The sequence below is a fragment of the Streptomyces sp. NPDC002386 genome (genome assembly GCF_053593175.1).
This window is the reverse complement of record NZ_JBSFBX010000017.1, coordinates 1-23539: the sequence shown is the minus strand read 5'-3', so window position 1 is coordinate 23539 and position 23539 is coordinate 1. Positions and strand designations below refer to the sequence as shown.

At 72.6% G+C, this 23539-nt stretch carries 20 protein-coding genes; 11 read left to right on the top strand and 9 right to left on the bottom strand.

The annotated features are described in order from the left end of the window. On the bottom strand, window positions 1-924 hold a 924-nt coding region (locus tag ACWCPN_RS29005), incomplete at its 3' end, for an ice-binding family protein (protein WP_451211892.1). 742 nt (window positions 925-1666) lie between these two features. Between ACWCPN_RS29005 and ACWCPN_RS29000 the strand changes: the two genes are divergently transcribed. Further along, on the top strand, window positions 1667-2581 hold the full coding sequence (locus ACWCPN_RS29000; RefSeq protein ID WP_451211890.1) for a HipA family kinase: 915 nt from the start codon (window positions 1667-1669) through the stop codon (window positions 2579-2581). 48 nt (window positions 2582-2629) lie between these two features. Here the strand turns inward: ACWCPN_RS29000 and aceB are convergent, their stop codons facing one another. Both aceB and ACWCPN_RS28990 read right to left on the bottom strand, forming a co-directional pair. After that, window positions 2630-4255 (bottom strand): malate synthase A, encoded by a 1626-nt coding sequence (gene aceB / locus ACWCPN_RS28995; RefSeq protein WP_451211887.1) that lies wholly within the window; start codon window positions 4253-4255, stop codon window positions 2630-2632. 184 nt (window positions 4256-4439) lie between these two features. Next, complete coding sequence (locus ACWCPN_RS28990; RefSeq protein WP_365128627.1) at window positions 4440-5051, bottom strand: nucleotidyltransferase family protein; 612 nt, start codon at window positions 5049-5051, stop codon at window positions 4440-4442. 129 nt (window positions 5052-5180) lie between these two features. Here ACWCPN_RS28990 and ACWCPN_RS28985 point away from each other — a divergent pair, with 129 nt between their 5' ends. After that, a complete protein-coding gene (locus tag ACWCPN_RS28985) occupies window positions 5181-5495 on the top strand; it encodes a DUF5955 family protein (protein ID WP_451211884.1) in 315 nt (104 codons plus the stop codon). Window positions 5496-5625: 130 nt separating this feature from the next. On the opposite strand, the gene ACWCPN_RS28980 is transcribed toward ACWCPN_RS28985, so the two are convergent. Beyond that, the gene (locus ACWCPN_RS28980) at window positions 5626-6417 is read right to left on the bottom strand and encodes an IclR family transcriptional regulator (protein WP_365128623.1); all 792 of its coding nucleotides are present in this window, start codon (window positions 6415-6417) and stop codon (window positions 5626-5628) included. A gap of 273 nt (window positions 6418-6690) precedes the next feature. On the opposite strand from ACWCPN_RS28980, the gene allB reads away from it, so the two are divergent. Then, complete coding sequence (allB, locus tag ACWCPN_RS28975) at window positions 6691-8028, top strand: allantoinase AllB (protein WP_451211881.1); 1338 nt, start codon at window positions 6691-6693, stop codon at window positions 8026-8028. 55 nt (window positions 8029-8083) lie between these two features. Further along, the gene (alc, locus tag ACWCPN_RS28970; RefSeq protein ID WP_451211878.1) at window positions 8084-9199 is read left to right on the top strand and encodes an allantoicase; all 1116 of its coding nucleotides are present in this window, start codon (window positions 8084-8086) and stop codon (window positions 9197-9199) included. Between the two features lie 400 nt (window positions 9200-9599). Here alc and ACWCPN_RS28965 read toward each other — a convergent pair whose 3' ends face one another. Beyond that, window positions 9600-10349 (bottom strand): SDR family NAD(P)-dependent oxidoreductase, encoded by a 750-nt coding sequence (locus ACWCPN_RS28965; protein ID WP_451211876.1) that lies wholly within the window; start codon window positions 10347-10349, stop codon window positions 9600-9602. Between the two features lie 101 nt (window positions 10350-10450). Between ACWCPN_RS28965 and ACWCPN_RS28960 the strand changes: the two genes are divergently transcribed. The 4 genes from ACWCPN_RS28960 (at window position 10451) to ACWCPN_RS28945 (ending at window position 15978) form a co-directional block, all read left to right on the top strand. Beyond that, window positions 10451-11263 (top strand): AIM24 family protein, encoded by an 813-nt coding sequence (locus ACWCPN_RS28960; RefSeq protein ID WP_451211873.1) that lies wholly within the window; start codon window positions 10451-10453, stop codon window positions 11261-11263. Between the two features lie 74 nt (window positions 11264-11337). Next, window positions 11338-11946, top strand: a complete 609-nt coding sequence (locus tag ACWCPN_RS28955; protein WP_451211870.1) for a dihydrofolate reductase family protein — start codon at window positions 11338-11340, stop codon at window positions 11944-11946. A gap of 133 nt (window positions 11947-12079) precedes the next feature. Next, window positions 12080-12988, top strand: a complete 909-nt coding sequence (locus ACWCPN_RS28950) for a DMT family transporter (protein ID WP_451211867.1) — start codon at window positions 12080-12082, stop codon at window positions 12986-12988. Window positions 12989-13167: 179 nt separating this feature from the next. Then, window positions 13168-15978 carry an AAA family ATPase gene (locus ACWCPN_RS28945; RefSeq protein ID WP_451211864.1) on the top strand — a complete coding sequence of 937 codons (2811 nt, stop codon included), beginning with the start codon at window positions 13168-13170 and terminating at the stop codon, window positions 15976-15978. 198 nt (window positions 15979-16176) lie between these two features. On the opposite strand, the gene ddaH is transcribed toward ACWCPN_RS28945, so the two are convergent. The 3 genes from ddaH to ACWCPN_RS28930 all read right to left on the bottom strand — a co-directional run bounded on the left by ddaH (window position 16177) and on the right by ACWCPN_RS28930 (window position 18677). Beyond that, window positions 16177-17022 (bottom strand): dimethylargininase, encoded by an 846-nt coding sequence (gene ddaH / locus ACWCPN_RS28940; RefSeq protein WP_451211861.1) that lies wholly within the window; start codon window positions 17020-17022, stop codon window positions 16177-16179. 125 nt (window positions 17023-17147) lie between these two features. Further along, a complete protein-coding gene (locus ACWCPN_RS28935) occupies window positions 17148-17381 on the bottom strand; it encodes an MbtH family protein (protein ID WP_451211858.1) in 234 nt (77 codons plus the stop codon). 258 nt (window positions 17382-17639) lie between these two features. Beyond that, window positions 17640-18677 carry a ParB/RepB/Spo0J family partition protein gene (locus tag ACWCPN_RS28930; RefSeq protein ID WP_392293501.1) on the bottom strand — a complete coding sequence of 346 codons (1038 nt, stop codon included), beginning with the start codon at window positions 18675-18677 and terminating at the stop codon, window positions 17640-17642. A 690-nt stretch (window positions 18678-19367) separates the two neighbouring features. Between ACWCPN_RS28930 and ACWCPN_RS28925 the strand changes: the two genes are divergently transcribed. After that, window positions 19368-20336, top strand: coding sequence for an ATP-binding cassette domain-containing protein (locus ACWCPN_RS28925; RefSeq protein ID WP_365128604.1), 969 nt, complete (start codon window positions 19368-19370; stop codon window positions 20334-20336). Further along, complete coding sequence (locus ACWCPN_RS28920; RefSeq protein ID WP_451211855.1) at window positions 20336-21106, top strand: ABC transporter permease; 771 nt, start codon at window positions 20336-20338, stop codon at window positions 21104-21106. Before ACWCPN_RS28925 ends, ACWCPN_RS28920 begins: the two co-directional genes overlap by 1 nt. Window positions 21107-21144: 38 nt before the next feature. On the opposite strand, the gene ACWCPN_RS28915 is transcribed toward ACWCPN_RS28920, so the two are convergent. Further along, the gene (locus ACWCPN_RS28915) at window positions 21145-21816 is read right to left on the bottom strand and encodes a LuxR C-terminal-related transcriptional regulator (protein WP_451211852.1); all 672 of its coding nucleotides are present in this window, start codon (window positions 21814-21816) and stop codon (window positions 21145-21147) included. A gap of 821 nt (window positions 21817-22637) precedes the next feature. On the opposite strand from ACWCPN_RS28915, the gene ACWCPN_RS28910 reads away from it, so the two are divergent. Then, window positions 22638-23539 (top strand): condensation domain-containing protein (locus ACWCPN_RS28910; protein ID WP_451211849.1); only part of this gene is annotated, 902 nt, incomplete at its 3' end.

Below are 23539 nucleotides of genomic sequence, written 5' to 3'. Positions count from 1 at the left end.
GGTGCCGGTCGTGCCCGCGGTGGTGGTGCCCGTTGTCCCGGCGGTGGTGGTGCCGGTGGTGCCCGCGGTGGTGGTGCCGGTCGTGCCCGCGGTGGTGGTGCCGGTGGTGCCCGCGGTGGTGGTGCCGGTCGTGCCCGCGGTGGTGGTGCCGGTCGTGCCCGCGGTGGTGGTGCCGGTGGTGCCGGCCGCGCACTGCGGCCGGGTGATGGTGTTGGTGTCCAGAGTCACGGCCCCGTTGCGGGCGAGCGCCCGCCCGTCGATGGTCGCGCCCGTCGTGGCGGTGATCGACGTCAGGGCCAGGATGTTGCCCACGAAGGTGGAGTCGGTGCCGAGGGCGGCAGAGCTGCCGACCTTCCAGAACACGTTGCACGGTGAGGCGCCGTTGACGAGAAGCACCCGGCTGGCGGACGCGGTCGTCAGACCCGAACCGATCTGGAACACCCACACGGCGTTGGGGTCTCCCTGGGCATCCAGGGTGAGGGTCCCTGTGAGGCCGAGGGTGGAGGAAGCGGTGTAGACGCCCGGTACCAGCGTCAGGCCACCGGCGTCCGCGGGGAGGGCCCCGTCTGTCGCCTGGCCGGCGGCGTCGTCATATGCCGCGACCAGGTCGGTCTTGGCCTGGGCGGCCACCGCGTCCGCCGAGTGCTGCGCCCCGAGCACCAGGCCCGGCGGGAAGCCGCTGATGGCCGTTCCCGGACTCACTCCAAGATCACCGGTGATCACTGAGGGACCGGTGTTGGTGACCGCGGAACCGGCCAGTACCGCGAAGCTGTCCGCCGTACCCAGAGGTACGGGTGTGGCGATGGCACTGGCCTGTGTGGGTGTCGTGGTGACTACGACAGCGGCGGTCGCCACGGCAACTAGCGCCGCGGTCCAGACCGACCATGCGCGCCGTAGCTGCGCGACGGGGGTATTCACCTTCATAGAAGGCCCACCTCCTTTGAGGGGGGTGGCTTGTCCGGCGATTCCCCAATTCTCGGAATCGCCAGTTTCTGCGGCTGGCATATTACTCAGGCACATGGATCGGACCTGGAGCCGTACGAGTGAATTCATCTCGCTCGGCTGGCCGATCTCCTCGGAAAGGAGTGATTTATGGGCTGGATGGCATATACGCCTGACTCGGATGGGCCATGCGGCAAATCCGCAGACCAGGCCGGTGAAAGGCGGGGAAACGGAGCAATCGCGCCCCCTGGAGGAGTGATACCCAACCCCGTTCGGGGAACGGGAACCTCATCAGCGCGTCGGAAAAGAGACCCCATAAGGTTCTCTCCCCCCGGGAGTGACACCCGACGGCATCGAAGTGAAGGTGCGCGCGAGAAGGCTCCGAAAGGCTCTGTTCGAGGCCAGGGACGTTAACCGCCCGCCGAGTTCTCGTAGACGCCCGCGCTCGACGAGCGGACTCCTCCGCTGTTGCCGCTACGGCACGTACGGGGACCCGCCGGGAGCGCTCCGGCCCTGAGCGGGCGACTGGCCGGCGTCCTCCCACTCGACAACGCAGCGAAACCCTCCAGCGTGACGAGCGGTAAGGCCGTCCTGCTCTGCGGCTCGGTGCCCTCGCCAACTGTCACGCTCGGTCACTATGCTCACATTCCTGCGGGAGACCGAGGCCCGCCTCCGACGTGGGTCGTGGATCGTAGTACGGCTAGAGAGAAGAGCGGCCAGAGAAATGCTGAGAGAGGTCACCGCGACCCGCTATGTCGAACCCCTGCGTTCCGGCGGCTCGGTGCCCGGTGTCGTGGAGGCCGACGACCTCGGCACCTACGTCGTGAAGTTCACCGGATCGGCTCAGGGGCACAAGGCCCTGGTCGCCGAGGTGATCGTCGGGGAACTCGCGCGGGCGCTGGGCCTGCGCTTCCCCGAGCTGGTCCTCGTCCACTTCGACCCGGCGATCGCCGCCGACGAGCCCCACCAGGAGGTCCGGGAGCTGCACGGCGCCAGCGCGGGCGTCAACCTGGGCATGGACCACCTGCCGGGCGCCGCGGACTTCACCCCGGAGGTCGCCGGGTCCTTCCCCGTGGACCCGCTGGAGGCGGGCCGGATCGTCTGGCTGGACGCCCTGACCGTCAACGTGGACCGCACGGTGCACAGCTCCAACCTGATGGTGTGGCCCACCCTCGGCACCGTGCCGCCGCGCCTGTGGCTCATCGACCACGGTGCCGCCCTCGTCTTCCACCACCGCTGGGACACCACCACCCCGGGCAAGCGGTACGACTTCCGCCACCACGCCCTCGGCCACTACGGCCCGGACGTCCTGGCCGCCGACGCGGAACTGGCGCCCCGCGTCACCGAGGAACTGCTGCGCGGGATCGTCGCCGAGGTGCCGGACGCCTGGCTGGCCGAGGACGCGGGCTTCGCGGCCCCCGACGACGTCCGGGCCGCCTATGTCGACTACCTGCTGCAGCGGGTGCGGCTGTCGGCCGACTGGCTGCCGACCGACTTCCCGGGCGCGGCGGAACTGGCCGCCGAGGAGACCGCGCGCGCGGCGCGGACGCAAGCGGGCCGCCCCGACTGGCTCAAGCGGGTACCCGACCTGCACGGCAGGCCAGGGGTCGAGCCGGACGGGGCGGTGCACTTCGGCTGACCGGTGGCCCCGGCCGGCCGCCGGGGCCACCGGGGCCGCCGGGTCCCGTCAGCCCTTCAGCCGCTCGTACGCCGGCAGGGTCAGGAAGTCGGCGTAGTCCTCGTCGAGGGACACCTGGAGCAGCAGGTCGTGCGCCTCCTGCCAGTGGCCGGCCGCGAAGGCCTCCTCGCCGATCTCCGCGCGGATGGCCGCCAGTTCCCCGGCGGCGACCTTGCGGGCCAGTTCCGGGGTGGCCTTCTCACCGTTCTCGAACTCGACGCCCGCGTTGATCCACTGCCAGATCTGGGAGCGGGAGATCTCCGCGGTGGCCGCGTCCTCCATCAGGTTGAAGATGGCGACGGCGCCGAGCCCGCGCAGCCACGCCTCGATGTAACGGATGCCGACCTGGACGGCGTTGACGAGTCCGGGATACGTCGGCTTCGCCTCCAGCGAGTCGACGGCGATCAGGTCGGCCGCCTCGACGTGGACGTCCTCGCGCAGCCGGTCCTTCTGGTTCGGCTTGTCGCCGAGCACCTTGTCGAAGGACTCCATGGCGATGGGGACCAGGTCGGGGTGGGCGACCCAGGAGCCGTCGAAACCGTCGTTCGCCTCGCGGTCCTTGTCCGCCTTGACCTTCTCGAAGGCGACCTTGTTGACCTCCTCGTCGCGCCGGGACGGGATGAACGCCGCCATGCCGCCGATCGCGTGCGCGCCGCGCCTGTGGCAGGTGCGGACGAGGAGTTCGGTGTACGCCCGCATGAACGGGGCGGTCATGGTGACCGCGTTGCGGTCCGGCAGGACGAACTTCGGCCCGCCGTCGCGGAAGTTCTTCACGATGGAGAAGAGGTAGTCCCAGCGGCCCGCGTTCAGCCCGGCGGCGTGGTCGCGGAGCTCGTAGAGGATCTCCTCCATCTCGTACGCCGCCGTGATCGTCTCGATCAGGACGGTGGCGCGGACGGTGCCCTGGGGGACCCCCACATGGTCCTGCGCGAAGACGAACACGTCGTTCCACAGGCGGGCCTCGAGGTGCGACTCGGTCTTCGGCAGGTAGAAGTACGGGCCCTTGCCGAGGTCCAGCAGCCGCTGGGCGTTGTGGAAGAAGTACAGGCCGAAGTCGACGAGCGCGCCCGGCACCGGCCGGCCCTCGGCGTCGACGAGGTGGCGCTCGTCCAGGTGCCAGCCGCGCGGGCGCATGACGACCGTGGCCAGCTCCTCGTCGGGGCGCAGGGCGTAGGACTTGCCGGACCCGGGGTCCGTGAAGTCGATGTTCCGGGTGTACGCGTCGGCCAGGTTGACCTGGCCGAGGACCACGTTCTCCCAGGTGGGCGCGGAGGCGTCCTCGAAGTCGGCGAGCCAGACCTTCGCGCCCGAGTTGAGCGCGTTGATGGTCATCTTCCGGTCGGTGGGGCCGGTGATCTCCACGCGCCGGTCGTTCAGCGCGGCCGGCGCCGGGGCGACCCGCCAGGAGTCGTCCGCGCGGATCGCGGCCGTCTCCGGGAGGAAGTCCAGGGTCGAGGTGCGGGCGATCTCGGCGCGGCGCTCCGCGCGGCGGGCGAGGAGTTCGTCACGGCGCGGGGTGAACCGCCGGTGCAGCTCCGCCACGAAGGCGAGCGCCGCGTCCGTGAGGACCTCCTCCTGCCGGGGCAGGGGCTCGGCGTCGACGATGGCCAGCGGAGACGGCGCTGGTGCGGACATGAGCTGTCACTTCCTTCAGCGGTGGCACCGGGTGCCAAGTGGCACGGAATGGACGAATCGCGCCCGCTGTGCGACCGGGCGCTTCTGAACAGTGGATACTAGTTTCCTCATTGTGGAACTTCAATGGTTTGTTGATGTCGAGAATCTCCGGGTCGAGGCAAGGTGGCGCTCGGTGCCATCCCGTTCACTCAAGGTGGCTCAGGTCCGCCTCGGTGTCGATGTCGTAGGGCTCGGCCACGTCCGCGCACTCCACCAGCCTGAGCGCCGCCGCGTGTTCGCGCAGGTAGGCGCGGGCCCCGCGGTCGCCGGTGGCGGACGCCGCGACGCCCGCCCAGTGCGCCGCGCCGAACAGCACCGGATGCCCGCGCACGCCGTCGTAGGCGGCCGAGACCAGCGAGTTCTCGCCCTCGTACGCGTCGAGCACCCGGGTCACCGCGGCCGTCCCGATGCCGGGCTGGTCGACCAGGCTCACCAGGGCCGCCGTCACCCCCGAACCGGTGAGTGAGCCGAGTCCGGCGCGCAGCGACGAGCCCATGCCCTCGGCCCAGTCGGGGTTGCGCACCGTGACGCAGCCGCTCAGGTCCGCCCGGTCCAGGACGTCGTCGGCCGCGGCGCCGAGGACCACATGGATCCGCCCGCACCCCGCCGCGCGCAGCACCCCGACCGCGTGTTCGACCAGAGGCCGCCCCCGGTGCTCCAGCAGCGCCTTGGGCCGCCCGCCGAGCCGTCTGCCGCCGCCCGCGGCCAGCAGCAGCCCGGCGACGCTCTCCTCGTGTCCGTCCCGGTTGTCCGTCATGCGTCCTGCATACCCGACGCGGGCCGCGCGGCCCGTGCCCCTTGGGCTGAATTTCGGTCCGCGTGGTGGCGCTCCCGGACGGCGTGGCGTTTACTGACCCGCGCACGACGGCGTGTGAGGGGGAGGGCTGTGTCGCGGAGCTTGGAGCAGAGGCCGGTGACCGGCGGCGACGAGGACGTGAGAGTGGCGGGACTGCGGACCGCGGTGTCCCGGCTGCGCCGCGAACTCGCCGCCCTCCCGGCGGATTTCCCCGACCGGGGGATAGCCGAGGACGAGCTTGCCGCGCTCGCGGCGATGGCCGCCGGCGGCGTGCCCGAGCCCCCCCGGCTGCGCCGCTCCCTGCTGCTGATCGCGGGCGCGATCGGCTCGGTCAGCGCGCTGACGCGCGGCCTGACCGAGGTCCGCGAGGCGGTGGACCTGTTCGGGGAGCCGCCGGGCAGGTGAGCCCCGGTGTCCGGCCGCGGCGCGTTCGGCGCCGGACGCGTCCGGAACCGGCGCCCGTCACGGCCGGACGGTGACCGCCCGGCGCCCGCGCCCTCGTACGGGCGGCCGCCGCACGGCTTCCGCCGGAGGCTCAGGCCCCCGAACTCGCCAGGGCCTCGGACAGCTCCACGGCGATGCCCCGCAGCACCGGAACGATCTTCTCGGTCGCGGCCTCGGTGACCCGGCCGGCCGGTCCGGAGATGGAGATCGCGGCGGCCGTGGGGGAGTCGGGCACCGGTACCGCGAGGCACCTGACGCCGATCTCCTGCTCGTTGTCGTCCACCGCGTACCCCTGCCGGCGCACGTCCTCCAGCGCCGCCAGGAAACCCTCCGGCGTGGTGATGGTCTTGTCCGTCGCGGCCGGCATGCCGGTCCGGGAGAGCAGGGCGCGCACCTCGTCGTCGGGGACACCGGCCAGCAGGGCCTTGCCGACCCCGGTGGAGTGCGGCAGCACGCGGCGCCCCACCTCGGTGAACATCCGCATCGAGTGCTTGGACGGCACCTGGGCGACGTAGACGATCTCGTCGCCGTCCAGCAGGGCCATGTTCGCCGTCTCGCCGGTCTCCTCCACCAGCCGGGCCAGATAGGGCCGCGCCCAGGTGCCGAGCAGCCGGGAGGCGGACTCGCCGAGCCGGATCAGCCGCGGGCCGAGCGCGTACCGGCGGTTCGGCTGCTGGCGTACGTAGCCGCAGGCCACCAGGGTGCGCATCAGCCGGTGGATGGTGGGCAGCGGCAGCCCGCTGGTCGCGGACAGTTCGCTCAGGCCGACCTCGCCGCCCGCGTCCGCCATCCGCTCCAGCAGATCGAAGGCGCGCTCCAGGGACTGGACCCCGCCGGCGGAGGACTTGGCGGAGTCGGTGGTGCTGGCGCTGGACGTCGGCACGGCACGTTCCTTTCGGGACTGGCGGGGAGGGCAGAAGCCTACCCGGCGGCCGGTTGACTCCCTGCTTGTACGTAGCTACGTTCTGCTCATCGGAATTCTAATTCCGCTTTGTGGAAACGTCCAGAGCTGCTGCCCCCGCGACGCTGTTCAGAAGTGTGCCCCTTGACGACGGGGGAGCGGGAGTGAAGACTCCTTCAACAGAACGTTGAAGTCCGTTACATGGGTGTAAATCCCGTATCCGGGACGTGAACGGCGGCAGAGAGAGGGGTCCGGGTGTCCGACGCTGAACTGGTGCTGCGCTCGACGCGCGTCATCACACCGGAGGGGACGCGGGCCGCCACGGTCACCGTGTCCGCCGGCACCATCACGGCCGTACTGCCGTACGACGCCCAGGTGCCGGCCACCGCACGCCTGGAGGACCTCGGCGACCACGTGCTGCTGCCCGGCCTCGTCGACACCCACGTGCACGTCAACGACCCCGGCCGCACCGAGTGGGAGGGCTTCTGGACGGCGACGCGCGCCGCCGCGGCCGGCGGCATCACCACGCTCGTCGACATGCCCCTCAACTCCCTGCCGCCGACCACCACCGTCGCGAACCTGCGGGTCAAGCAGGAGGTCGCGGCGGACAAGGCGCACATCGACGTCGGCTTCTGGGGCGGCGCCCTGCCCGGCAACGTGAAGGACCTGCGCCCGCTGCACGACGCCGGTGTCTTCGGCTTCAAGGCCTTCCTCTCCCCGTCCGGCGTCGACGAGTTCCCGCACCTCGACCAGGAGCGGCTCGCTCGCTCCCTGACCGAGATCGCCGGCTTCGACGGCCTGCTGATCGTGCACGCCGAGGACCCGCACCGGCTGGCCGCCGCCCCGCAGCACGGCGGCCCCCGGTACGCCGACTTCCTCGCCTCCCGTCCCCGCGCCGCCGAGGACTCGGCCATCGCCGCCCTGACAGCGCAGGCGAAACGCCTCGACGCGCGCGTGCACGTGCTGCACCTCTCCTCCAGCGACGCGCTCCCGCTGATCGCCGCCGCCCGCGCCGAGGGCGTCCGCCTCACGGTGGAGACCTGCCCGCACTACCTGACCCTGACCGCGGAGGAAGTCCCCGACGGAGCCAGCGAGTTCAAGTGCTGCCCGCCCATCCGCGAGGCCGCCAACCAGGACCTGCTCTGGCAGGCCCTCGCCGACGGCACCATCGACTGCGTCGTCACCGACCACTCGCCCTCCACCGCCGACCTGAAGACGGCCGACTTCGCCACCGCGTGGGGCGGCATCTCCGGCCTCCAGCTCAGCCTGCCGGCCGTGTGGACCGAGGCCCGCCGGCGCGGTCACGGCCTGGAGGACGTCGTCCGCTGGATGTCCACCCGGACGGCCGCCCTGGCCGGCCTGACCCGCAAGGGGGCCATCGAGCCCGGCCGCGACGCCGACTTCGCCGTGCTCGCCCCCGACGAGACCTTCACCGTCGACCCGGCCGGCCTGCAGCACCGCAACCGGGTCACCGCCTACGCCGGCCGCACCCTGCACGGCGTCGTGAAGTCCACCTGGCTGCGCGGCGAGCGCATCGCCGCGGACGGCGAGTTCACCGAACCGAAGGGGCGACTGCTGACCCGTACCCCCTGATTCCCCCGGCCCCGCGACCGCGGCGGCCGACCGACGAAAGGAAACCCTGATCACAGTGACGGCGACTGCGAGCTTCACCGGCGACGCGAACCCCTACGGAGGAGGCGACCCCTACGCGGACTACCGCACCACGGACTTCCCCTTCACCCAGTACGCCGACCTCGCCGACCGGCGGCTCGGCGCCGGCGTCATCGCCGCCAACGACGAGTTCTTCGCCCAGCGGGAGAACCTCCTGGTGCCCGAGCGGGCCGAGTTCGACCCCGAGCACTTCGGGCACAAGGGCAAGATCATGGACGGCTGGGAGACGCGGCGCCGGCGCGGCGGCTCCGCCGGGCACCCCTGGCCTACGGACGAGGACCACGACTGGGCGCTGGTCCGGCTCGGCGCGCCCGGCGTGATCCGCGGGATCGTGGTCGACACCGCCCACTTCCGCGGCAACTACCCGCAGGCCGTCTCCGTGGAGGGCACGTCGGTGCCCGGCTCCCCGTCCCCGGAGCAGCTGCTGGGCGACGACGTGAAGTGGACGACGCTCGTCCCGCGCACCGAGATCGGCGGCCACGCGGCCAACGGCTTCGCCGTCTCCGCCGAGCAGCGCTTCACCCACCTGCGGGTCAACCAGCACCCCGACGGCGGCATCGCCCGCCTGCGCGTGTACGGCGAGGTCGTCCCGGACCCGGGGTGGCTGGAGGCGCTCGGCACCTTCGACGTCGTCGCGCTGGAGAACGGCGGCCGGGTCGAGGACGCCTCCGACCTCTTCTACTCCCCGGCCACCAACACCATCCAGCCCGGCCGCTCCCGCAAGATGGACGACGGCTGGGAGACGCGCCGCCGCCGCGACCGGGGCAACGACTGGATCCGCTACCGGCTGGCCGCCCAGGCGCGGATCCGCGCCGTCGAGATCGACACGGCGTACCTGAAGGGCAACAGCGCCGGCTGGGCCTCGGTGTCCGTCAGGGACGGCGAGGACGGCGAGTGGCGGGAGATCCTGCCCCGCACGCGCCTCCAGCCCGACACCAACCACCGCTTCGTCCTGCCGGAACCGGCCGTCGGCACCCACGCGCGCGTGGACATCTACCCCGACGGCGGCATCTCCCGCCTCCGCGTCTTCGGCACCCCGACCGAGGAGGGCGCCACCGCCCTCGCCGCCCGCCACCAGGAACTCGCCGGCTGACCTGCCGCCACCCGCGCGCACCTCGTCACCGGGCGCGCACCTCGTCTCATCGGGCGCGCACCCCGGCGGAAGACGCGCGACGGCATGCCCGGCCGCCATAGCCGGGCAGTGGCGGCAGGCGCGCGGCGGCCCATCCGGCGACCGACGCCAGGGCAGCGGCGTCAGCTGCGCGGGGCGTCTCGGCACCCGCCAGGGCAGCGGCGGCACGGGTGCGGTGACGTATTCAGCGGCCCCGCCCGGGCAGCGGCGGTACGCGTACGAGGGCGTGTCCAGCGGACCCCGCCGGGCGACGGCGGCCGGCGCGCGGGAGCGTGTCCAGCGGTTCGTGGCCGGTGCTCGGCGTCGGTACGCGCGCGTGGGGCGCACCGGTGGGAGCGTGCCGGTGCGCCCGCGCGCCGTCTCAGGCCGCGTGCCCCCCGTCCACGGAGAACTCCGCGCCGGTGACGTAGGCCGCGTCCGGGCCCGCCAGGTGGGCCACCGTCGCCGCCACCTCGTCGGCCGTCCCGAAGCGGCCCAGCGCGGTCATCGCCGCCTGCGCCGCCGCGTACGGGCCGTCCGCCGGGTTCATGTCCGTGTCCGTCGGACCCGGATGGACGATGTTCGCGGTGATCCGGCGTCCGCCCAGCTCCCGGGCGAGGGCCCGGGTCAGACCCACCAGGGCGGACTTGCTCATCGCGTACAGGGTCCCGCCGGGCCCCGGCACCCGCTGCGTCATGCAGGTGCCGACGGTGACGATGCGCCCGCCGTCCGCCATCACCGCGGCGGCCCCCTGCGACGCCAGGAACACCCCGCGCACGTTCACCGCGAGCACCCGGTCGACGTCCGCCGTGGTCAGCGTGTCCAGCGGGCCCAGCAGACCCACGCCCACGTTGTTCACCAGCACGTCGAGACCGCCGTACGCCTGCGCCGCCCGGCCCACCGCGCCCGCCGCCTCCCGCGGGTCGGCGGAGTCCGCGCGCAGCGCCACCGCCCGGCGCCCCAGCGCCTCCACGGCCCGCACCACCGCCTCCGCCGCCTCCTCGCCGTTCACATAGGTCACCGCCACGTCCGCACCCGCCCGCGCGAGCCGCAGCGCGACCGCCGCCCCGATACCCCGGCTGCCGCCGGTCACCAGGGCCACCTTGCCGTCGAGAGATCCGTTCGTCGTCATGCCCCCATCCCAGCCGCCGCGGGCGCCCCGCACCGGCGGCGTACGGACATCGACCTCGTCACACCCGGAACTCTTCGCTCCATCTCCCGCGTTCTCCCCGCGTGACCCTTCAGCAAGAGATCGTCGGCAACGCCATGCAGATGGCGGTCGTCAACCTGCGCCCCGGCCAGACCGTGTACTGCGAGGCCGGGAAGTTCCTGTTCAAGACGGTGAACGTGACCATGGAGACCCGCCTGTCCGGCCCGTCGGGCAACGGCGGCCGGCAGCAGAACGGCTCCGGCGGCATGGGCGGCGTGCTGCGCCAGGCCATGGGCACGGCCATGCAGGTCGGCCAGCGCATGCTGGCCGGTGAGTCCCTGGCCTTCCAGTACTTCACCTCCCAGGGCGGTGAGGGCACCGTCGGGTTCGCGGGCGTGCTGCCCGGCGAGATGCGCGCCCTGGAGCTGGACGGCACGCGCGCGTGGTTCGCCGAGAAGGACGCCTTCGTGGCCGCCGAGTCCAGCGTCGACTTCGGCATCGCCTTCCAGGGCGGCCGCACCGGCATGAGCGGCGGCGAGGGCTTCGTCCTGGAGAAGTTCACCGGGCACGGCACGGTGATCATCGCCGGCGCGGGCAACTTCATCGACCTGAACCCGGCGGACTTCGGCGGCCGCATCGAGGTCGACACCGGCTGCGTCGTCGCCTTCGAGGAGGGCATCCAGTACGGCGTCCAGCGCGTCGGCGGACTGAACCGGCAGGGCGTCATGAACGCCGTGTTCGGCGGCGAGGGCCTGTCCCTGGCCACCCTGGAGGGCAACGGCAGGGTGATCCTGCAGTCCCTCACCATCGAGAGCCTCGCCAACGCCCTGAAGAAGGCCCAGGGCGGCGACAAGCAGGGCCCGACCGGCGGACTGTTCTCCACCCACACCGGCTGAACCGATGAGTTCCGGGTGCCGGCGGGGTCCGACCTGAGGACAACGGACCCCGCCCGAGGAAGAAGGCACCCGTCATGGGCAAGCTCGTCTCCACCATCTTCGTCAGCCTCGACGGCGTGTACCAGGCGCCCGGCGGCCCCCAGGAGGACACCAGCGGCGGCTTCGACCAGGGCGGCTGGACCTTCCCGTACGGCGACGAGGACTTCGGCCGCTTCGTCACCGAGTCCTTCGGCCGCGCCGGCGCCTTCCTGCTCGGCCGCCGCACGTACGAGATCTTCGCCTCCTACTGGCCCAGGAGGACCGACCCCGCCGACCCGGTCGCGGGCCCGCTCAACGCCCTGCCCAAGTACGCCGTCTCCGCCACCCTCGATGCACCGGGGTGGTCCGGCACCACCGTCGTCTCCGGCGACCTCGCCAAGGAGGTGGCCGCCCTCAAGGAGCGCACCGAGGGCGAACTCCAGATCCACGGCAGCGGCGCCCTGCTCCGCTCCCTGGTGGACCTGCGGCTGGTCGACACCCTGCACCTGCTGACCTTCCCGGTCGTCCTCGGCGCCGGCCGCCGGCTGTTCACGGAAGGCGCCGTCCCCACCCGCTTCGCGCACACGGGAGGCCGCGTCACCGCCTCGGGCGTCTCCATCCAGAGCTACGACCTGCTGGGCAGCCCCGAGTACGGCTCGTTCTGACCGCCCCGGGAGGCGGAGGGCACCCCGGCGCCAGGGATCTGGCCCGAAGACCGTCCCGCCGGTACGGTGATCTTTCCCCGTGCGAGCCGCCGACGTCCGCGCACCCACTCGGAAGACCGGGAGAGCCGCCCCGATGTCGTCGATCGCCGTACCCGGCGCCCTCGCGCCCCGCCGCGCCTGGCACACCGACCTGCCCGTGCTGCTCGTCGCGGTCTGCTGGGGCGCCAGCTACCTCGCCGCGAAGGACATCACCACCGCGCGAACGGTGCTCGCCGTCCTGGGCCTGCGGTTCGCTCTCGTGCTGCCGGCGCTCGCGGCCGCCGGACTGCGCTCCCTGCGCGCCCTGACCGCCGCGCAGTGGCGCGGCGCCGCCCTGCTGGGGCTGATCCTCAGCGGTGTCTTCCTGCTGGAGACGTACGGGGTCGTGCACACCTCGGCCACCAACGCAGGTCTGATCATCAGCCTCACCATGATCTTCACCCCGCTCGCCGAGGCCGCGGTCACCCGCACCCGGCCCACCGCCGACTTCCTCGGCGCCGCGGCCCTGTCGGTGCTCGGTGTCGTCCTGCTCACCCAGGGCGGTGGCTTCACCCGGCCGTCCTCCGGCGATCTGCTGATGCTGCTCGCCGCGCTCGTGCGCACCCTGCACGTCCTCGTCATGTCCCGGCTCCGCGCGGTGCGCGGCGCGGGTGCCCTGCCGCTCACCACCGTCCAGCTCGGCACCGCGGTCGCCGTCTTCGCGGCCCTGTCGGCCGGGACCGGCGCCCCCGCACCCTGGGCCGCGGCGTCCGGCTTCGGCCCGCGCGAGTGGGCCGGTCTGCTGTTCCTGTCCGCCCTGTGCACGCTGTTCGCGTTCTTCGTGCAGATGTGGGCGGTCCGCCGCACCTCGCCGTCCCGGGTCAGCCTGCTGCTGGGCACCGAGCCGCTGTGGGCCGCGACGGCCGGCATCGCCCTGGGCGGAGAACGGCTCGGGACGCTCGGAGTCGTCGGCGGCGTACTGGTGCTCGGCGGCACGGCCTGGGGCCGCCGGGCGGCGGACTGACGCAGCGCCCGCCGTCGCCCCCGGACCTCCCCGGGACCGCGCCTCACCTCTGAACGCGGTGGTCGGGTGCGGAAGTTGCCAGTCGCCGGGCGATCTGGAAACGTCGGCCGTCCATTGGCGCCATCCCTCAGTGGGCGCGGGGAAGCGGGGGTTTCCCGGAGGATCGGCGGGGTTCCAGGGTGTACGGAGAGACGGGCAGTGACGGCGCGGAGCGCGCTTCCTCGACCGGGACGACGGTGACGGAGGGCGAGCCGGACCGGGCTCTCACGTTCCTGCGGGAGCGGCTGGCCGAGGGCCGTACCGGGCCGGGCCGGCTGATCCTGGTCAGCGGGGGAGTAGCGAGCGGCAAGACCCGGCTGCTGGACGAGTTCCTCGACGGCGCCGTACGGGAGGGCGTGCGCGCGCTCGGCGCCACCGGGTCCGCGGACGAACGGGACCTCGCCGGCGGCGTCATCGACCAGCTGCTCGCCGGCCCGGACCTGCCCCCGACCGCCGCCGAGGAGGCCGCGCACACCATGGCCGCCTGCGCGGACACCGGCCGCCGCCGTGCCGTCGGCGAGTCCGGTGCCGCGTCCCCGGACCTCACCCACGCGGTGTGGCGGCTCGCCAAGGCGCTCCTGGCAGCGGCCCGGGAACGGCCTACGGTCCTCGTCGTCGACGACGTGCACCTCGCGGACAGCGCCTCCCTGATGCTGCTCACGCACCTCCAGCGCAGACTCCGCCCGACGCGGCTGACCATGGTGCTCGCCCTCCGGGACACCGCGAGTCAGGGGGACCGTGCCCCACGGCTCGACCGCCACACCGTGTTCACCCGTCACCCGCACCACCACCTCCGGCTCGCCCCGCTCACCGAGAGGGCTGTGCGCGACATGCTCGACGGCCACGCGGGCGACGGCGCGGCGGCCCGGATCCACCACCTGGCGGCGGGCAATCCGCTCCTGGCCGGCGCCCTGGCCGAGGACTGCCTCACCACCGGTGACATCGGTGCCGTCCCGGCGGCCGGCGGCGCCTTCACCCGCGCCCTGGCCTCCTACCTCGACCGCTGGGACCTGCCGCTGACCGAGGTGGCCGGCGTCCTCGCGGTCCACGGCGGCCGGGTAGCCGCGCCGCTCCTCGCCGCCCTCGTGGGCATCGAGCCCGGTGTGGCCGGCGCGGCCCTCGACGCGCTGACCCGCTCCGGGCTGCTGGCCGACGGCCGGTTCCGGCACGCCGCGGTCGAGTCGGCGGTCCTCGCCGGGCTCCCGCCCGAGGCCCGTACCGCCGCCCAACTGCGCTCGGCGGAGGCCAAGTTCCGGCAGAGCGCACCACCGAGGGAGGTGGCGGCCCACCTCGTCGCCGCCGGATCGGCCCCGGCGCACTGGACGGTGCCCGTGCTGCGCGCGGCGGCCGGGCAGGCCGCCGCGGACAACGACCCGGACTTCGCCGTGCAGTGCCTGGAACTGGCCCTCACCGCCGCGGACACGACCGCCGGCAAGCGGCTCGTGCTGGCCGAACTGGCCCACCACACCTGGCGCATGGCACCCTCGGCGAGCAGACGGTACCTCCAGGCGCTGCGACGGCTCCCGGCCGACGACAGCACGCCGCCCACCCGGACCGAAGCGGCCGCCGCGGCACGGCAGGCCCTTTGGGAGGGCGACGAGCCGGGCTGGCGGGCGAGCCGGCGGACCCTCGCCGCCATGGCACCCGACTCCCGGACCGGGACCGGCCTCCACCTCGCCCACACCTGGTGGTTCGGGCCCGGCGAGGACGGTTCACCCACCCAGGCGGAGTCCGCCGTACCCTCCGGGCCGGACGTGCCCGCGGAGTTGTCCGCCGACGACCCGTGGCGGCTCGCCGGCACGGCCCTCTCGGGCATCTGGGCCCGGCCCGGCGACCCCGCGTCGACCGACGCCGCCGAACGCCTCCTGCGCAGTTGCCGGCTCGCCGACGACACCCTCGAAGCCCTGATGACCGCGGTGCTGGCGCTGGTCCACGCCGGCCGGACGCGGGACGCCGAGACCTGGTGGCGCTCCCTGAAGGCCGAGGCCGACCGGCGTGGCGCGGTGACCTGGCAGGCGGTGCTCACCGGCATGTGGTCCTCGGCGGTCCTCCGCAGCGGTGACGTCTCCTACGCGGCCGATCTCGCCCGGCACGCGCTCAGCCTGCTCCCGGCCGAGGACTGGGGGGCGGCGATCTGCGACCCGCTCGGCACGCTGCTGCTCGCGTGGACGGAGGCCGAGGAGTACGAGCGAGCCGCCGACCTGCTGACGCACCCACTGCCGGACGGCGTGCTGCGGACACTGCCCGGCGTCCGGTTCCTCAGGGCCCGCGGGCACTACCTCCTGGCCACCGGCCAACTGCTCGCCGCGGTGGCCGACTTCTCCGAGTGCGGCCGGCTGCTCACGGCCCTCGGCACCGATCTGCCGGCCGTGGCGCCCTGGCGGGCCGACCTCGCGGCGGCCCGGCTCGCCCTCGGCGACGAGGGAGCCGCCCGGCGGCTCGCCGCCGGGCAGCTGGCGCTGGCCGCCGAGACGGACGGCTGCACCCGTGGTCTGGCCCTGCGGGTGCTGGCGCTCACGGGGGACCCGGGAGAGCTGCGCGGAACGCTGCGGCAGGCCGCCGGGGAGTTCACCGAGTGCGGTCACCGCTGGGAGGCCTACCGGACGTCACGCATGCTGGACCGGGTGCCCCAGCGCCGCGCCGCCGCGCAGGCACCCCGGGCTCCCGGACCGGAGCGTGGCGCGGGGTCCCGCAGCGTGGCGTCGGTGTCGGTGCTGCCCCGCCTGTCGGCGACCGCGCGCACCGAACCGGAGAGCAGCGGCGCGGACACGCTCAGCACGGCGGAACTGCGCGTCGCCGAACTCGCCGCGCTGGGCCGGACGAACCTGGAGATCAGCGGCAGCCTGTCCATCACGGTCAGCACCGTCGAACAGCATCTGACCCGTGTGTACCGGAAACTGGGCATCAGGGGCCGCTCCCAACTGGCCGCGCACCTCGCCCCCCGGGAATGATCCCGGGGCTCAGCGGACGGAGCCGAGTGCCCCGCGGCGGCACGGCCACGAGGCTCGCGGCGGCACGGCCGCGACGCCCGGGGCGGCACGGCCGCGAGGCCCGGGGCAGCACGGCCACGAGATCCGTACCGGCAAGGTCCGCACAACGAGATGCGGCCGGCCCGCCAGGGACCGGCCGCACGCGCGCGTGGGCTCCGGTCAGTTCGGACCGGACGGTTCGGGCACCGTCCCGTGCAGCTCCAGCGTGCAGCACTTCGCGCCGCCGCCCGCCTTGAGCAACTCGGTGGTGTCGACGCCGATCGGCTCGAAACCGCGTTCCCGCAACTGGGCGGCGAGCCGGGTGGCCGCCGTCGGCAGCAGCACGTGACGGCCGTCCGAGACCGCGTTGAGGGCGAACAGACAGGCCTCGTCCTCGGTGGCGGTGATCGCGTCGGGGTAGCGCTCCGCGAGCAGTTCCCGGCTCTCCGGGGCGAACGCCCGCGGCAGATACATGACTTCCTCGTCATCGAGGACGGCGATCGCCGTGTCGAGGTGGTAGAAGCGCGGATCCACCAGGCGCAGGCTCAGCACCTCCCTGCCGAAGAAGGCACGCACCTCGTCGTGCGAGGCGGGGTCGCTGCGGAACCCCTGGCCGGCCAGGATGAGCTTGCCGGCGGTCAGGAAGTCGCCCTCGCCCTCGTTGGCCACGGTGGCCTGGCGTACGTCGTGGTAGCCGCGGTCGCGGAACCAGTCGAGGTAGGCGGGAGCCTCACCGGCCCGCTCCGGGTGGCGGAACCGCGCCACCAGCGCACGGCCGCCCGCCGCGATCGCGCCGTTCGCGGCGAACACCATGTCGGGCAGACCGGGCACCGGCTCGATCAGCTCGACGGTGTGCCCCAGGTCGACGAGCAGGCCGTGCAGCCGCTGCCACTGGGAGACGGCCAGATCGCCGGAGGTCGGCTGCCCGGGGTCCATCCACGGGTTGATGGAGTAGCGGACGTCGAAGTGGGTCGGCGCGCACAGCAGGTAATGCCGGCGTCGTGCGGATCTGGGGATACCAGGCACGCGTGAGGGGCCCTTTCTGGGATGCCCGGAGGTCTTCCGCGCGGATCGGAACCAGGGTCGGAAACCGCCGGAAGGCCCGGTTCGGGCCGGTGTGGGGCGAACCGGGCCTTCCGGTGGCCGGGGGATCAGACGACGGCGCCGCCGCTGTCCGCCTCCATCGCCACCCGCAGGCTCCTGGGGCGCATGTCCGTCCAGTTCTTCTCGACGAAGTCCAGGCATTCGGCCCGGCCCTCCTCGCCGAACACGACCCGCCAGCCCTCGGGGATCTCGGCGAACGCCGGCCACAGCGAATACTGATCCTCGTCGTTGACGAGCACGAAGAACCGGCCGGACTCGTCGTCGAATGGGTTCACGCTCATGATGCCTCTCCGCGGGATGATGCGAATTGTCCGAGTGAAGGGGTTCGGCTGGATCATCCGCCGAATCAGGGCGGTTGGAATCGCGGCCGGGTGAAATCGCGGTCCGGCTGAATTCGAGTCAGGCTGGGCCAAGTCGAGTCGAACCGCGGCCGGACGGCTGACGAAGTCCGGCTGAACAGAAGTCGGACTCGGCGTAAGACCGGCTGAATTGAAGTCAGGTCGGTGGGCGACGGGCGGGCACCGGCTGAAACCCGCCGGTTAAACGGAAGTTATCCGAACGCGTCGGTCCAGGGCCATAGCGAAGCTCTGCCAGTCGTCGGCCCGCCGCCGGGCCATCTCCGCGACGGCCGGCGCGCAGTGGCTGGGCACGGACTCGGCGATCGCCGACCACTCGCCCTCGTTGCTGCCCAGCGCCTCCAGCCAGCGCAGCAGCGTGCGGCCCGACTCCGACATCCGCAGCGACGGATCGGTACGCAGCCGGCTCAGCTCGACGGCGGAGGGCCGCCGGGCCCGCGCCGCCCGGGCCGGCAGGGGGCGGACCGGCTGGGCCGGCCGGACGGGCTGCGCCGTGCCGCCCTGCCGCTCGCGCTGCTTCGGCGGCACCGGGTCCTCGCCGCGCAGCAGCCGGTTGCGGACGTCCTTGGCGGTGGTGGCGGAGATCTCGGCCAGCCGCGCGACCTCACGGGTGCTGGCGTCGGGGTTCTGCCGGAACAGTTCGCTGGCGCGCAGCCGGCCCTGCATGGCGTTGAGCGGGTAGCTCTCGTTGTCCCGGCCGATCCGGCTCGTCAGCTGGGGGAGCTTGTCGCCCTCCCGCCGCCGGATGGCACCGACCGTCTTGTCGGAGATGCCGACCAGCCCGGCGATCGACCGGTCCGACCACTCGGGGTGGTAGTTGATGATGCGCAGGGCCGCGTTCTTGCGGTCGGCCAGCGTCAGGGGCAGGCCGTGCGCGCTGTTCAGCCGTACCGACAGGACGAACGCCTCACGCTCGTCCCCGTCGAAGTACCGCACGGCGATCGTCGTGGCGCCCCGCCGCTGGGCCGCGCGCAACCGGTGCATGCCGTCGATCACCCGCAGGGTGTCGCGGTGCACCAGGATGGGAGGGAGTTCGGAGTCGGTCTCGGAGAGCACCTGGATGTGCTCGTCCACCTCCGTGAGCCGCGGGGAGTTCGCCGGCAGCAGCGAGGCGATCGAGACGGTGACGATGTCACTGTCCCGGATGTCGCGGACCTCGCTCAGCCGGGGTCGTGCGGCGACCCGGTTCTGCCGCAGGGAACTTACGTATGTGACGCCCAATGTGTTGCCCCCGTTTCGAAACATCGCGGACCCCCGTCTGCCGTCGGAGGTGTGCGGACCTCCGGCGCCCTGCCGGCCGCCTGGCGCCGAGATCGTCCCGCCAGCCGTGAGTAAAACAGCGAGTTCCGGACTCCGCGATCCGCTCTGCGCCCCTCGACTCCTAGTTGAGCGGGGGGTGGTACGCCGTCTACGACTTTCGTCTCATTGTGCGGACCGGACGGAACCGTGCCTTCGTGCCGGCGCCGGCGGCCGGCGTTGGCCGGAACCGGGTGGTGGCCCGGCACCCGCCGCCCGGTGCTCGGCACGGTCACCGCCGGCTCCGCGAACGCCCGCCCGGTACCGTCTCGCGCCGGGCCGGGTACCGGCACCGGCGCGATGGCCGATCCCCGCCGCCGGGGACGCCCCGGCCGACCGCGGAATATCCGCATGCGGCCGTCAACTCATCTGTGGCAGACAGGACTTGCCGTCGCCGGTCGCGCCGTCGCGATATTGCTCGAATACCGCGGGCGCCCTAGCTTGGCTGCGCCGGGCGGCCGGCCCCGGGCGGTCCGCTCCCGTCGGCCGACCGGAGTTCGTGAGGCGGACCCACTCTCGGCGAGCCGTCCGTCCATCCCCCTCGCACCGTGCGGCAGGTGCCTTCGCAGGCCATCCAGCGTCCGTCGATGAGGTCGACGAGAAGATGAGGACAACATGACAAGCGCGCCCTCGGCCAACGCGATCGAGGTGGCCGGGCTCCGGAAGGCGTTCGGCCCGCAGACGGTGCTGGACGGCATCGACTTCGAGGTTCCCGCCGGCACCGTGTTCTCCCTGCTGGGCCCGAACGGCGCCGGCAAGACGACCACCGTGCAGATCCTCACCACCCTGATCGGCGCGGACGCCGGGCAGGCCCGGGTGGCCGGTCACGATCTGGCCCGCGAGCCCCGTGCGGTGCGCGCCGCGATCGGTGTCACCGGCCAGTTCTCCGCGGTCGACAAGCTCCTCACCGGCGAGGAGAACCTGCTGCTGATGGCCGATCTGGCGCATCTGGGCAAGCGGGAGGGGCGGGCGCGGACGGCCGAACTGCTGGAGCGCTTCGACCTGGTGGACGCCGCCCGCAAGGCCGCGACCCACTACTCCGGCGGCATGAAGCGCCGGCTCGACCTGGCGATGAGCCTCATGGGCCGGCCCGCCGTCATCTTCCTCGACGAGCCGACGACCGGCCTGGACCCGCGCAGCCGGCGCACCATGTGGCAGCTGGTCTCCGAGCTGGTGGCGGAGGGCACCACGATCTTCCTCACCACCCAGATGCTCGACGAGGCGGACCACATGGCCGACCGGATCGCCCTGCTGGACGGCGGCCGGCTGGTCGCCGAGGGCACCCCGGACGAGCTGAAGAAGCGCGTGCCCGGCGGCTACGTGACGCTGACCTTCGCCAACCAGCAGAGCCTGGACGCCGCCCGCGGCATCCTCGGCGATCCGAGGAGCAACGGCGACCTGCTCTCGGTGGACGTGCCCAGCGACGGCAGCGTGGCCTCGATCAAGGGCCTGCTCGACAAGTTCGGTGACCAGTCCATCGACGTCGACAACCTCTCCATCCACTCCCCGGATCTCGACGACGTGTTCTTCGCGCTCACCGGCCGCGGCGCCGACGAGGCCGACGCACAGGAAGCGACCATCTGATGAGCGCCATCGGCTACGCGGTGTCCGATTCGACGACCATGATCCGCCGGGTGCTCCGGCACACCCGGCGCAACCCGTCGACCCTGCTGATGTCGATCACGCTGCCGCTCGTGCTGCTGTGCCTGATGAACTACGCCTTCGGCGGCGCGCTGAACGTCGGCGGCGGACGCTACATCGACTACCTCATCCCGGGCGTCGTCGTGATGGGCGCCGCCTACTCGTGCAGCGCCACCGCCGTCGCGGTGAGCACCGACATGAACGAGGGCGTCATCGACCGGTTCCGCACCCTCGCCATCTCGCGTGGCTCGGTCCTCGTCGGGCACGTCGTCGGCAACACCATCCGCACCGGGTTCGGTGTCGTGGTGGTCGTGCTGGCCGGACTCGGCATGGGCTTCCGGCCCAGCGGCAGCCCGCTGCGCTGGCTCGCGGCGGCCGGCATCGTGCTGCTGATGCTGTTCGCGGTCTCGTGGCTGGCCACCGGCATGGGACTCGCCGCGGCGAACACGTCCTCCGCGGCGAGCATGGCGTCGTTGGTCTCGCTCCTGCCGTTCCTGTCGGGTGCCTTCGCACCCCTCGACGGCATGCCCGGCTGGCTGCTGGCGTTCGCCAGGAACGAGCCGATCACCCACGTCATCTACGCACTGCGGGGCCTGGTCACCGACCAGCCGGTCGGTGACCACGCCTGGCTGTCCGTCGTGTGGTGCGCCGGGATCGCCGTCGTCGGCTACGCGTGGGCCAGGTCCGTCTTCGGCAGGAAGACCGTCCGGTAGGGCCTCCGGGCCGGCGCGGTGGGCACCGCCGACCGGGGTCAGCCGATACCGGCCCGGCCCTCGTGGCCGTCGAGCAGGCCCAGCGCGACGGCCCGGTTCACCGCGTCCAGCCGGGAGCGCGCCTTGAACTTGGTGAAGACGTTCGTCAGATGCCGTTTGACGGTGGCCTCGCTGACGAAGAGCTTGGTGGCGATCTGCGAGTTGGTCATCGCCTGGCTGACGAGCCGCAGCACCTCGGTCTCCCGCTCGGTGAGCGCCACCAGTGGCCGCACGTGCGCCTGGTGGCCGGCCATCCTGGCCCGCGGCACCCGCACCGTGAACATCCTGCTGTTGCAGGCCGCCAGCCGCAGTTCGGACCGCAGCTCCTGGCCGCCGATGTTCTTCGACAGATAGGCGGCGGCCCCGGCGGTCACCAGACTGAGGATCAGGTCGTTGTCGGAGTGGGTGGAGAGGATGACCACCTGGGTGGCGGGCGAGACCCTGGTCACCTGGCGGATCGTCATCACCGGTGCCGTGCCCGGGCGCTGCACCCCGAGCAGCAGGATGTCCGGGTGGTGCTCGGCCACCATGCCCACCGCTTCCGCGGCTCCGCCCTCGGCGACGACCTGGAGGTCGTGTTCCACGGAGAGGATCACCCGTACGCCCTCCCGGAACAGCCGGTGGTCGTCGACCAGAACTATCCGGATGTCACCTTTCGGCTCTATTGTCATTCCGACCGCCCCGGCATGCCGGTTGTGCCGCTTTCCGGTATTCCGTTGCCGTGCCGATATCGCCCGAGGGGTACGGATGCCGGATTTAATCCGGGACGGCGGGTTTGGTGCGACTGGGGGTCAGCCGGTCGCGGTCGGCGTGGTCTGCGAAGGCGCAGGTGCTCGTGCATCGCCATTCCCCCGTGTTGATGCTCTGTGGCGCAGTGTGACGAATCTGGTCGGATTGTCGGTGGTCGCCGGAAAGAACCGGACACGCCGACGGCGCGCGGCCTTCCCTTCGACGTCCCGATCGGATAGTGGGACGCTCGGATGGTACCGCGAGGGAGCATTCCGGGGACCGGTCCGAACCGGACTCCTCATTCACCCCCGTGCGCCATGAAACGAACTGGTCCGAAGCCTGATCGTCACGCGGTGCGGCGAGAGGCCGCCGGCCGCCGCGGGACATGGATCCAGACCTCCCGGTCGCGAAACGAACCAAATCTTTACCGTGGAATCGACGATTCCGGATTCCGCTCCCGACCACCGCAGACAACCGCCGCTCGATCCGGCTAATCTCCGGCGGCGAGAGCAATGACCGAATTCCCGTCGGGTCGACCGCGATTTGGCAGGTCGTCACTTCGGTTTATCGCTGAACGTTTTCCGTGGCCGCCGGGCCGCCGCGTTTCCGCGGCAGGCCGACCGGCGGCGCGGACGGCTGACCGAGCCGAGCCGTGCGGGACCGATGAGGCCGGTCCGCACGGTGACCGGGGATCCGCAGGTCCGGATCGAGACGATCGATGCGTGTCCGATGACACGGTGCAACCAGAAACGGAGCTGTTGTCGTGACCCCATCCTCCGCGGGCGAGAGCAGGCTGACGCAGCAGTTGGCGTACTGGCGGGCCGAACTGTCCGGCGCACGCGGGCCGATCGAGCTGCCGGGCGACCGCCCGCGGCCCGCGGCGGCGACCTCCAGGGGAGCGGTGACCGGCTTCGAACTGCGCCCGGAGCTGTTCGCCGCGGCGGAGAAACTCGCCGCTGGCCGCGGCATCACGCCGTCCACGGTCCTCACGTCCGCCTTCGCGGTCCTCCTGTCCCGCATGGGCGCCGGCGACGACATCGTGATCGGCTCACCCGCACCGGCGGTGCGAGACGCCGAAGCCTTCCGGGTACTGCGCGCGGACCTGTCCGGCAACCCCTCCTTCGGTACGCTCCTGGACCGCGTCCACGCCAGGGCGCTGGCGGCGGCCGAACTCGAGGACGTGCCGTTCGCCGACCTCGTGGCAGCGCTGGCCCCGGACCACCAGGCCCCTCATCACCCGCTGTTCCAGGTGCTGTTCACCCTGGAGGACACCGACCGGAACGGACCCGCCGGCACCCGGCCCCTCACCCTCGACCTGCGCCTGGCGATGCACGAGGTGCGGGCGGAGTCCGGGGAGCGGACGCTGGCCGGTCATCTGGAGTTCGCGCTGGACCTGTTCGACCGGGAGACGGCCGAGGAGCTGACCGAGCGGTTCACGCTGGTCCTGGAACAGGTGGTCGCCGACCCGGCGCTCCCCGTCGTCGTGGTCGACGTCCTGCTGCCCTACGAACGCGACCACCTGGCGCCCGCCGCCGCACCCACACCGGTCACCATGGACGACACGGTCTCGGAGGCCGCCGGGGGCGACACGGTGGTGTCGTTGGTGGCGGGTCGGGTGGCGGTGTCGCCGGGTGCGGTGGCGGTGGTGTGCGACGGGGTGGAGTT